At 60.0% G+C, this 10,885-nt stretch carries 10 protein-coding genes and 2 pseudogenes; 3 read left to right on the top strand and 9 right to left on the bottom strand.

The window, feature by feature from the left end; genetic code table 11:
- Positions 1 to 232 precede the first annotated feature (232 nt).
- The 7 genes and pseudogenes from NKH93_RS33795 to NKH93_RS34475 form a co-directional block, all read right to left on the bottom strand.
- Positions 233 to 1,207 carry an ABC transporter ATP-binding protein gene (locus tag NKH93_RS33795; RefSeq protein ID WP_352976307.1) on the bottom strand — a complete coding sequence of 325 codons (975 nt, stop codon included), beginning with the start codon at positions 1,205 to 1,207 and terminating at the stop codon, positions 233 to 235.
- Positions 1,204 to 2,193: an ABC transporter ATP-binding protein gene (locus NKH93_RS33790; RefSeq protein ID WP_352976303.1), complete on the bottom strand. Its 990-nt coding sequence runs from the start codon at positions 2,191 to 2,193 to the stop codon at positions 1,204 to 1,206. Before NKH93_RS33790 ends, NKH93_RS33795 begins: the two co-directional genes overlap by 4 nt.
- Positions 2,190 to 3,059: an ABC transporter permease gene (locus tag NKH93_RS33785; RefSeq protein ID WP_352976301.1), complete on the bottom strand. Its 870-nt coding sequence runs from the start codon at positions 3,057 to 3,059 to the stop codon at positions 2,190 to 2,192. Before NKH93_RS33785 ends, NKH93_RS33790 begins: the two co-directional genes overlap by 4 nt.
- Before the next feature lie 11 nt (positions 3,060 to 3,070).
- Complete coding sequence (locus NKH93_RS33780) at positions 3,071 to 4,087, bottom strand: ABC transporter permease (RefSeq protein ID WP_352976308.1); 1,017 nt, start codon at positions 4,085 to 4,087, stop codon at positions 3,071 to 3,073.
- A gap of 37 nt (positions 4,088 to 4,124) precedes the next feature.
- Positions 4,125 to 5,684: an ABC transporter substrate-binding protein gene (locus tag NKH93_RS33775; RefSeq protein ID WP_352976299.1), complete on the bottom strand. Its 1,560-nt coding sequence runs from the start codon at positions 5,682 to 5,684 to the stop codon at positions 4,125 to 4,127.
- A gap of 1 nt (position 5,685) precedes the next feature.
- Complete coding sequence (locus NKH93_RS33770; RefSeq protein ID WP_352976296.1) at positions 5,686 to 6,144, bottom strand: hypothetical protein; 459 nt, start codon at positions 6,142 to 6,144, stop codon at positions 5,686 to 5,688.
- Positions 6,145 to 6,732: 588 nt separating this feature from the next.
- Positions 6,733 to 7,429: pseudogene (locus NKH93_RS34475) on the bottom strand (IS1634 family transposase); the annotation flags it as partial.
- Positions 7,430 to 7,591: 162 nt separating this feature from the next.
- Here NKH93_RS34475 and NKH93_RS33755 point away from each other — a divergent pair.
- The 3 genes from NKH93_RS33755 (at position 7,592) to NKH93_RS33745 (ending at position 9,168) form a co-directional block, all read left to right on the top strand.
- Positions 7,592 to 7,939: a transposase gene (locus NKH93_RS33755; protein ID WP_352976290.1), complete on the top strand. Its 348-nt coding sequence runs from the start codon at positions 7,592 to 7,594 to the stop codon at positions 7,937 to 7,939.
- Between the two features lie 105 nt (positions 7,940 to 8,044).
- Entirely contained in the window at positions 8,045 to 8,377 is a 333-nt protein-coding gene (gene tnpB, locus NKH93_RS33750) for an IS66 family insertion sequence element accessory protein TnpB (RefSeq protein ID WP_352976286.1), read from the top strand.
- Between the two features lie 74 nt (positions 8,378 to 8,451).
- Positions 8,452 to 9,168, top strand: coding sequence for an IS66 family transposase (locus tag NKH93_RS33745; protein WP_352976284.1), 717 nt, complete (start codon positions 8,452 to 8,454; stop codon positions 9,166 to 9,168).
- Between the two features lie 112 nt (positions 9,169 to 9,280).
- On the opposite strand, the gene istB is transcribed toward NKH93_RS33745, so the two are convergent.
- Together istB and NKH93_RS33735 are read right to left on the bottom strand one after the other, a co-directional pair.
- Entirely contained in the window at positions 9,281 to 10,153 is an 873-nt protein-coding gene (gene istB / locus NKH93_RS33740) for an IS21-like element helper ATPase IstB (RefSeq protein ID WP_352624661.1), read from the bottom strand.
- Positions 10,150 to 10,885, bottom strand: a pseudogene (locus NKH93_RS33735) (Mu transposase domain-containing protein); the annotation flags it as partial. The pseudogene NKH93_RS33735 and the gene istB, both read right to left, overlap by 4 nt.

Below are 10,885 nucleotides of genomic sequence, written 5' to 3'. Positions count from 1 at the left end.
ACCGCCTGCAGGCCATGGCGGAATGGAAAGCCGTGGCCGTGGTCAGCTGACATCAGCGGCCGCAGCTCTCAACGCGTTTATGTGCAGACAACGTGACATCGCCTGCGGCAGGTCATCCGCACCGTCGGGAAGCCGTCGAGATGTTGGGTGTTACATCAACTCATCAAGTGGCGCCGTCAGCTTCACGGAAGGATCCTCAACGCCGTGGTAACCGGGGAGTAGGGAGGGTTCTTCATGCGGATTTTGCTTCATTCAAGGGATGAAAGCAGGCATGAACTCGCCCTTCTTCCTCGAACAGTTCCGGGTCGGAAGCGCGGCACGTGTCGGTCGCCCAACCGCAACGCGGTGCGAAGGCGCAACCGGGAAGGCGGCTGAGAGGGCTTGGGACCTCGCCGTCGAGCGGTGGGGACTGGCGCCGTCGCCGAGGATCGATGACCGGCACGGCGTCGAGCAATGCCTGCGTGTAAGGGTGGCGCGGATCGGCGAAAACCTCATCAACGGCCCCGCTCTCAACGATCCGGCCAAGATACATGACGGCGACGCGCTGGGCGATGTAGTCGATGACACCAAGATCGTGCGTGATGAACAGGTAACTGACGTTTGATCTGGCCTGGAGAGCCTTAAGAAGCTTCAAAATCTGGGCTTGCACAGAGACATCGAGCGCCGCGGTAGGCTCGTCGAGCACAAGCAGCCGTGGTTCAAGCGCCAACGCACGTGCGATGGCGACGCGCTGCATCTGCCCGCCCGAGAGCTGATGGGGATAGCGGTTGAGGTAGTCCACGCCGAGTCCAACTTGGTTCAGCAATTCGCCGGCGCGCCGGGTGACGGCTTCGCGCCGCATGTCTAGAATACCGCTCAGCGGTTCGCCGACGATCGAGCGCACCTTCATCCTCGGATCGAGCGAGGAATGCGGGTTCTGGAACACCACGCCGACGTCGCGGCGTGGGGGCATTGTGGTCCCGTGCAGGTGAGCGGTGACTATATTGCCGACGATCTCGATTGTGCCTGCATCGAATTTCACAAGCCCCAGGAGTGCGGAGGCGAGCGTGGTCTTGCCGCAGCCCGACTCGCCGACGAGTGCTAGCGTCTCGCCCGGCACGATCTGAAAGCTGATGTCGTCCAAGGCCTTTATGGCGCCGTGGCGCGTGGGATAGACTTTGCACAGGCCCTCCACGGAGACCAGGCGAACGGGCGGTGCGGCGTTCATGGTGCTTCCGTGACCTGCTGATGGCGAACGGCATGATGGCACAGCGCCAGATGGTCCTCGCCAAAGGTCCGGACGGGCGGATCCGCCTCTGTGCAGATGCCGGTCGCCCGGTCGCACCGGTCGTGAAACGCGCAGCCCGTCGGTATCACGCCAGGATCGGGCACATGGCCGGGTATTGAGACGAGATCGCGGGTGCCGCGGCCAACTGCCGGAACCGTACCCAGCAGCTTTGCCGTGTAGGGATGGCGGGGCTGGTCGATCACCGCCTCCACGCTGCCCATCTCAACAATCCGGCCCGCATACATGACGGCCACGCGGTCGCAAAGTTGCGAAACGATGCCGAGATCGTGAGTGATGAACACCACGGCGAGGCCCTTCTCATCGGCCAGGCGCCGCAGGAGCCAGACGATTTGTGCCTGGATAGTCAGGTCGAGCGCCGTCGTCGGCTCATCGGCGATCAAAAGGCGCGGCTGGCAGGCAAGGGCGAGCGCAATCAGGGCACGCTGGATCTGCCCTCCCGAAAGCTGGTGCGGGTACTTCTCAAGTGCAAGCTCCGGGTCAGGGATGCGCACGGCCTTGAGCTCGCTCAAGGCCACGGAACGCGCTTCGGCCCGGCCGACCGGTCGGTGGCGACAGATGACATCGATCATCTGCCGCCCAAGCGTGAAGAACGGGTTCATGGAACGCATCGGATTTTGGAAGATCGTCGCAACGCGGCTGCCGCGCATGGCACGCAGTTCGGACTCCGGCCGCCCAATGACCTCCTGCCCGTCGATCCTGATGCTGCCGGTGACGCAGCCGGGCGGCGGCACCATCCCAAGACAGGCGCTCGCGGTCATTGACTTCCCACAGCCCGACTCGCCCACCAAGCCGAGCACTTCGCCTGCGGCAACTTTGAAATCAACACCGCGCAGGATCGAGGTCGATTGGAAAAGGCTGGGAAAAGTCACTCCGAGGCCGCTCACCTGAAGAACCGTGTCGCTCATTCCCGTCGGCCCTGCTTGGGGTCCAGAATATCGCGGAGGCCGTCCCCAACGAGATTGAGCGCAAGCACTGTCACGAAGATGGCCAGCCCCGGAAACAGCGCAGTCCACCAGTGATCGAGGAAGTCGACCCGGGAATCCGCCGCCGTCAGTCCCCACTCGACCGCCGGAGCCCTTGCGCCCAAGCCGATAAAGCTCAGCGATGCACCGGCTAGTATCGCGTAGCCAAAATCCGCCGAGGCCGCAACGATGACCGGCGTCAGCGAGTTTGGCAGGACGTGGCGAACCAGGATGCTCAGATGCCCCAAACCGGTCGTTCGCGCGGCGCTGATGTAAAGTTCCTCGCGGACCCGCAGAACCGCGCCGCGGATAATGCGCGCCGTTCCTGGGAACCATGAGACGCCGAGCGCGATCACAGCGCTCCAAATGCCTGGACCGAGTGCAGCAATGATGGCGATCGGCAGAAGCAGCGGCGGAAAAGCCAAGAAGACATCGGCTATACGCATCAAAAGAAGGTCGGTCCTGCCGCCGAAATACCCTGCCACAACTCCGATGGGAACGCCGATGACCAAGGATAGAAGGACAACACAAAGGCCGACGAGCAGCGATATCCTTCCTCCATGAAGCACTCTGGCGAAGATGTCCCTTCCGAAGCGATCCGTGCCCATCAGATGCTCGGCACTGGGGGCCAAAAGTCGATCCGACATCATGATTTTGATCGGCTCATAGGGCGCAATCCAAGTGGCCATCACGGCACCTGAAGCCACCACCAAGAGGATGGCCACGCCAAAAACGAACAGCCGGTGCTGTCCGAAGAATGCTCTTGCGCGGATCAGCCGGTCGGGCCACTCGATGACGTCGGTTTGCATCATCGTCTCCATCACGCTGTTCTGAGGCGGGGATCGACAACAGCATACAGGAGGTCGACAATCAGATTGACCAGAAGGTATGTGCCGGCAAGAATGAGTGTGGCGCCGAGGGAGGCCGGGTAATCATTCTGCGCGATCGACGAAACCACAAAGGAACCCAGCCCTGGCCAGTCGAAGACCGACTCGACCACAACGGCTCCGCCCAGAAGGTAGCCATAGGTCAATCCAATGACCGTCAGAATCGGTATGAGTGTGGCCTTCAACGCATACCGATAATAGATCACGGACTTCGGCAGACCATAGGCAAACGCCGTCCGAATATATTCCTCCTTCAGAACCTCGATCATCATGTTTCGCGTGATGCGTGCCACGCTAGCAAGCAGCAGAATGGTCAAGGTGAGGAGTGGTAGCGCTATGTGTGCAAGAGCGCTCGTGAAACCCTCCCAGTTGCCCGTAAGAGGGGCATCGATAAGGAACAGGCCGGTGATCGGCCTGATCGGGTCACCCAAAAGGATCGAAGTATCCACGCGACCCTGGAGCGGTAGCCATCCGAGCGCGCCGTAAAAGAGGAGTTGCAGTGACATCGCCAGGATGAAAGAGGGTATGGCAACCCCGGCAACCGAGACGGTCCGGACGACATTATCGATGATCGAGTTCTGCGTTACTGCGGAAAGAATTCCGATCGGAATGCCCATGAGAAGAACGAGCACCATCGCCAAGGTGGTGAGTTCGAACGTCGCACCAAACCGCTCGCCTATCTCCAACAGCACGGGCCGTTTGGTTAGCAGGCTATTGCCGAACTCTCCGCGCAGGACATTGCCGATAAAATCGAGATATTGAACCGCGAGTGGCCTATCGAGTCCGAGCTCGGCATTCACTTTGGCGATCATCTCTACGGGAGGGCGCCCCCCCAGCATCAATTCCGCCGGTGAGGGGGCGAGCACTCGGCTCAGGACGAATGTTATAGTCGCGACGCCCAATACGACGCCAACGATCATCAATATCCGCTGAGCCAAGTACGTTGCCATAGGCATGATGCCCCGTCACTTTCCGCGTGCGCAAGGCCTATCTGCTCAGGCTATAGAGGGAGAGCCATTGGTAGGCGGGATTGTTGGCTTGGTCCATTCCCTTGATATCAGAGGAATAGGCAGCGACCCGGTTTACGTCGGCATAGAAGATGCCTACCGCGTTCTGCATCAGCCTGTCTTGCGCGGCGATATAAACCTTTTCCGCAGCGTCTCTGTCGGTACCTTCCAATTTGTAGCCCTCGCCTACCAGACGGTCGTACTCTTCATCGTGGTAATAGGAGAAGTTCCAGACGGGCGTCTGTTCGGTCTTCCACACTCCTAGCAGGTCCTGTGAGGACGGATAACTTGGCCAAGTTACCATCGCGTTCATGTGACCTGTGGTTTCAGGTGACCGCGCCTTGCTATGAAAGGTGGTAGTTACTTGTTCCAAGTCAAGCTCGACTTCAACGCCGACAGCCTCGGCGTTGGCCCGGAACAGCTCTATCGAATCAATCTGCTCCTGATTGCCGGCGTAGTACAGCGCCTTTATCTTCCAATCCTTCTTAGGAATGCCCGATTCTTCAAGGAGTGATAGCGCCTTTTGTGGATCATATGTGCCCACGTCGTATGTTCCATGACCCCACAAGGATGATACTACGGGACCGACCGATTTTTTCGCGATGCCATGAAAGATGTCCTTCAGCACCGACTCGTGGTCCCAAAGATGCAACAAGGCCTGCCGGAATTTCAGGTTGTCCGTGGGATATTTTTGGGTGTTGATGCAGTAGAGCTGTGAGCGCCAGTTCGGACTGTTCTCGATCGACACCTTTGGTAAGGCGCTCAGGCTCTCGATCTGCGAAGCCGGAATGCGGGGGCAAATGTTCGCTTCGCCGGATCGGATCATCTGAATGCGCGTCGACACTTCGGCCACATAGGGATGAAGCACGCGGTCGAACTGGCCACTTTCCCATCCGCCCCAGTAATCTTCGAATTTGTCAAGGACGGCTAGCTTACCCTGCTGGAACTCCGCAAGCTTATAGGGGCCGGTGCCGATCGCATTGCCTTGGTTCAGCCATTCGTCCCCCTTATCGATGCCTGCCGGGCCGATCACAAAACCACCGTATTGTGCACCTGCCACTAGATCGAAGGCGATGACGTCCTTGAAACGGAAGATGATAGTGTGTTCGTCCGGCGTCTCTACATGTTCCAGGCCAGCATATAGGTAGCTTGCGCCCTTCCCAAGATCACGCGTATATTCGAATGACTTCTTGACCGCCGCCGAATTCAGCGGCGAGCCGTCGTGAAACTTCACCCCTTCGCGCAATTTGACGGTCCAGGTCTTGCCACCGTCAGCACGCTCCCAGGCGGTCGCGAGTTTCGGCAGGATCTTGCCGTCCTTGTATTCCAATAGGGTCTCGTAGACGCTACCAAGCAAATAAATTTCGGCCGAATTGCTCGCGGCGGGATTCATGTTCTGGTACGCTATGTCCCAAATCCAGGTCAGCGTGTTCTGAGTCGCCTGCGTTGCGACTGCCTGCAGACTGGACCAGCTCAGTCCAGCGATGGCAACGGACGAACCTAAGGCACCCTTGAGAATTTCACGTCGATTCATTGTCATTTCACAGTCCCCTTTCTTGTTTGCGTGCGAACAGTAGTTCGTAGCGCACGAGATCGCGGGCGGTCAGGCAGGCGCCGCCGTCGACAAGCGGCACAGCCTCGCGGTCGCAGGTGATATGTAAGCGTCCCTTGAGGCCTGCCGCCTCGACGGGATGCGGCCTATCGAAGCCGAAGTCCGGCGCATATGCTTCGTAAAGGATGCGATCGTCGCGCACGACGACGAAGGCCGAGAAATGTGGCATGGCAAGATAGCCTGTGACCTCCGGCCGCTCGCCAATGGTCCGGTCGACCTCCTTCCGAAGCGGTAGGACGCCGGGGGCGCGCAGCGACATGGCATAGCGCATCGTTGTGTGGAGGTTGTGGAAGCCACTGGGGCGGTAGTCGGGAAGGTTCCAGCGCGCCTTGTTATCGAACAGGGTGACCAAGTCGGGATTGGCGATCGGCGGAAGCGTGTCTCGCAATTCATGGATTCTCCATCTTAGTATACAAGTCAGCGGGTCAATGCGACCATGACGCCAAGTCAATATTGCATAGAGGAGAGCAGTTGGATGATAATATTTTGTATATTTTTTTTATGCTTGCAAAGCTTTTGTTACGGTTATTAACCCCACTAAAGTGGCTGCGACCTGGGTTTTCTAGTCGGCAAGATCTTATGGGCGTTATCAACGTAACTCGCGTTCAGGGATTTGCGGCATAGACCGATGGCATGAACACCGCGACCATCAGCTACAAGGGCGATGTCACGTTGTCTGCACATAAACGCCTTGAGACCTGCGGCCGCTGATGTCAGCTGACCACCTCGAACTACCGGCGTTTCGCGGACCGGTAGGGCCGCGCCGATGTTCCGCGTGGACTGATGAACGGAGATCGCTTCGGATTTGGTTGTTGAGGTTGATGCGGTTTGCCGATTTCGGCATCCGGCGGCGGTTTGCGCCGCCTTCGTCGTCATGCCCTACTTCAACAGTGAGATTTTAAATCGTTGTGAGTTCAATGCGTTGCAGGCGCGCGAACGGGTGTTTGCACTACATGTTGCGGGTTTGGGCCGCTACTCAAGCGGCCTGTTCGCGGATATTTTGCGGCAGGGCGACGCCAGCGGCCTGGAAGACGGACCCGACTTGGCCTTTCACGTGGGTTCGGGTGGTGATGCGCCTGCCATCCTTCTCCATCATGGCCTCCTGCAGCCGGTCCAGGTCGCGCAGCAGATCGCCCCATTCGACGCTGAAGCCGTTGGCGGCGCAAAGATCCGCCAATTCCTTCTGCAGCAGCAGGCCCAGGACGAGCAGAACACGTGACCGCGGATCGCCTCATCCGAGCTGTGATAGATTGGCCGGGTGCGCATCAGCGCCTTGACCCGGCGGAACAGAACCTCCACCTGCAGAAGGTCGCGGTAGCGAAGGACCGCCTGCAGGGGCGTTATCTTGGCGTTGGTCCTTAAGACGAAGATCCCGTCATAGCGGCCTCTTGGGCCAGCTTGCCGAGGTCGATCTCGAAGGCGTCCTTGGCAACAGACTTCAAATAGCGGCGATAGGCCTTGTTGCCGACCAGCGCCTTGTCGCCTTTCTTCAGCTGCTTTTGCAGTCCCTCCACGATCGCCTGGCGATCGGCCTTGTCCTTTTCGGCCTCGGCTTCGTTGCGGCAGACGATGTAGCGGTGACCGGAGAGCTTGACCTGTTTGACGAACAGCTGGGTCTCGCCCTTGACCCGCTCGACCAAGAGGGGCGTAAACGGCTGCTCGTCGTTCATCACCAGATCGCGCACGATGACGCTGGAAGGTCTGCTTTCAGGCGTTGCGAAGTCAATCTCAACGACCGACATTAGGCGCGCACCTGCCGTTCGCCTCGCTCGATGCATAAGTCGGCTTCAGGCCCACTAGGTAAGCGATGGGCCAAGGCACCTTGCAATAGGCCCATGAACATGGAGTTTTCAAGCCATGACATTGGAACATGCAACGGCGATATGGTCGCCGAGTTAAGCGACGCCGCGGCGACCGAAGAACTAACAACGGTGCGCGGGCGCGTGCGGCAACGAAGGCTGTGGAGTTGCACGGAGAAGCGCGCGTTGGTCGATCTGGCGAGCGCGTCGGGGTCGTCGGTGACCGAGGTCGCGGAGGCGTTCGGGGTAGCTCCGTCACAGCTCTATGCGTGGCGGAAGCAGATGGCCGGCGGCGAGCTTGATGCCGATCAGGCGATGGCGATCTTCGCACGGGTCGATGTGAGCAACCTGCCTGGTCGAATGTCCCGTCGCCGATTGCCCTGACCCAGCCGGCAGGATCGTCGTGGCTTTTCCGAGCGGCGCGCGATTGCGGATCGACGGGACCGTCGATCCGACAGCACTGCGTATCGTCCTGGCGGAGTTGACCAGGTGATCACGGTGGTGCCGACCGACCGGATTTACTTGTGCTGCGGCGCGACCGATATGCGTCTTGGGATCAACAGCCTGGCGCGGATGGTGCAGCAGGTGCTCGCGCTGACCCGCACACTGGCGCGATCTTCTGCTTCCGTTGACACAAGGGTCATATCATCAAGATTCTGGCGCATGACGACCAGGGTTCTGCCTACCGACGGTTGTTCTGCCTGGCCAACCACCAAGGATCAAGCCGCCGTGTCGCTCACCAAGGCGGAGCTTTCGCTGCTTTTGGAGGGGATCGATTGGCGACGGCCGAGCAAGACCTATCGACCGCGTTTGGCTGGCTAATTTTGATGTTTCTTACTGATTTTGTGTTGATTCTTCTTCTCCTGTAACGAGGGCCTTTCGGGTATGTAAATTGGGTGTCGGAACAGGCTCCCTCAACCGCTGATTTCCTCGCCCGGATCGCCCTTCTGGAGACGGCCGTTTCCGCCCGTGACACCACCATCGCCGAACGGGATGAGCAGCTGCGAAGAGAGCGCGCCGGGGCCGCACTTCGCATCCAACGCCTGCAACTGCGGATCGATCGCTTCAACCGCAAGGCCTTCGGTCGCTCGTCCGAGAAGCTGGGCCAGATGCGGCTCGAACTCGAAGATCTCGAGACCGATTTCGCCACCAGCGTGCCCGATCTCGAGCTGCCCATCGTCGCGGACACCGACAAGGTGCGGGTGGTGCCGGTGCGTAAGCTCAATCCCAACCTGCCGCGCAAGCGGGTCGTTCGCGAGCCGTCTTGCGCATGTTGCCCGGGCTGCGGCGGCGATCTGCGCGCCATGGGCGACGACAGCGACAGCTCGATCTTGCTCAAGGTTGAGAATGGTTTCCGGCTATGGTCTTTACCCGCCGAACGCAAATCACGACCTCGCGCGCGCCGACGATTCTTCGGGTACGCTGAGCGTGGATGCGCTTTATGGGCTGGCTGGAGGAGCACGACGCGACACGCCACTCCCATAGGCGCGAGGTTACTATCTTCGCGGCCCGCATGTCTTCCGAATACGGATGGGCGGACATCACGATCGAAGGATGTTGCCGGACGGTCGATTGCTTTTTCGTTTGGCTGGACGGGAGAGGCGTCGATCTAGCGTCGGTCGGGATCGCCACTATCGATAAGTTTGTCGCGCGCTATCACGCACGTGTCAATGCCGCTCGAATTTTCCCCAAAAGTGCCGAAGTAAAATTCCCCAGTTTCGCCGCTCAGGCTGTCGCGGAAGGGTGTCCATTTTTCGGCGGCCTGCCGCGCGGTCGTGACGGTGCGTTGAGCGTCGGCGGCGTGATGGAGGCTTTTGATCGCAGGTGTTCGGGCATGAGCTCGGCGTGTTGGCGGAGCCGATAGCTCGATCCTTCGATCTGGACGACGACGGCATGATGAAGCAGGCGATCGAGAAGTGCGGTTGCGACGACAGGGTCGCCGAAGACCTCGCCCCATTCGGCGAAGCCGCGGTTTGAGGTGAGAATCATGGCGCCCTTCTCATAGCGGGCGTTGACGAGCTGGAAGAATAGATTGCCGCCACCGTGGATGACGGGCAGGTAGCCGATCTCGTCGACAACGAGCAGAGCAGGCCGGCAGAAGAAGCGGATGCGTTCCTGCAGGCGGCCTTCGCGTTCGGCCCTTGCCAGTGCGGCGATGAGTTCGGCGAGCGTGCAGAAATAGACGCTCTTTCCAGCCTTCACAGCCTCGACGGCAAGTGCGATGGCCAGATGGCTCTTGCCTGTGCCGGGTGGGCCGAGGAAGTGGACGACCTCGCAGCGGGCGACGAAGCCGAGTTGGGCGAGCGTGAAGATTCGATCTCGGTCAAGCGAGGGCTGGAAAGAGAAGTCGAAGCCGGCGAGCGTCTTGATCGTGGCCAGACGCCCCATGCGCAGTGCCGTCTTGATCCGGCTGTTCTCGCGCAGGGTCAACTCTTCCGAAAGGAGGATGTCCATGGCTTCGAGGGCAGCGATCTCGCCTTGCTCGAGCCGGCGCACGATATGATCGAGCGCTTCGAGCGCTCGTGGCATCTTCAGGCCGACGAGGTCGTGGCGGATCCGGTCGATTGTGGATGGCGTGGTATCGAGCGCATTCGTCATGGACGCTGCTCCTTCGCCATCACCCGGGCGACGGCATCGTAGAAGGCCAACGGGCGCTGAGCGACCCTGTCACCGGAGCCGTGAAGGGTGACGTCGTCGTTCTTCGGTCTCTGTCGGCGCTTGTGGACATGGATGTTGCGATGACCCGGCTCGACATGACGCTGGTGCCGACCTTCTAGAATGGGATGGGTGGCAATCAGCGCGCCGTCCTCGAAGATGCGCACCTCTTCGGCCAGCGTGTGCACCTCGACGACACGGCGCCTGGTGGCGTCGGGCACGCTGTAGAAATTGCCGCCGACGCTGATCATGCCCTCCCGGCTGATGCGTCGCTCGAGCTTCAGGACCGATCTGAACGGAGCCAATGGCAGCGCCGCAGCGCTGCCCGCTCCTCGGCGAAAGCTTCGTTGACGACACGCCTTGTGGTGGCGTGAACCCTCGGGTTTGCGACCGTGTCCAGCCAGTGACGCAACTGGGCGTTCAGGTCTTCGAGATTGCGAAAGGACCGGGCCAGGAAGAAGTCCTCGCGAATGTAGCGGAACGGTCGCTCGACCTTGCCTTTTGTTTTGGCGCGGTAAGGCCGGCAGGCCTTGGGATGGAAACCATAGTGGCGGGCAAGATCGACGAGGGCACGGTTGTAGACGATGCCGCCGGCCTCACCTTCGCCGATCACAGCCGTCTTCATACGATCGTAAAGCACTTCGCGAGGAGCGCCGCCCAGCGCCTCGAAAGCCC

It is taken from the genome of Mesorhizobium sp. M0954 (assembly GCF_040319155.1).
Lineage (GTDB): Bacteria > Pseudomonadota > Alphaproteobacteria > Rhizobiales > Rhizobiaceae > Mesorhizobium.
Note: the sequence above shows the minus strand (reverse complement) of the source record. Positions and strands in the feature narration are given on the sequence as shown.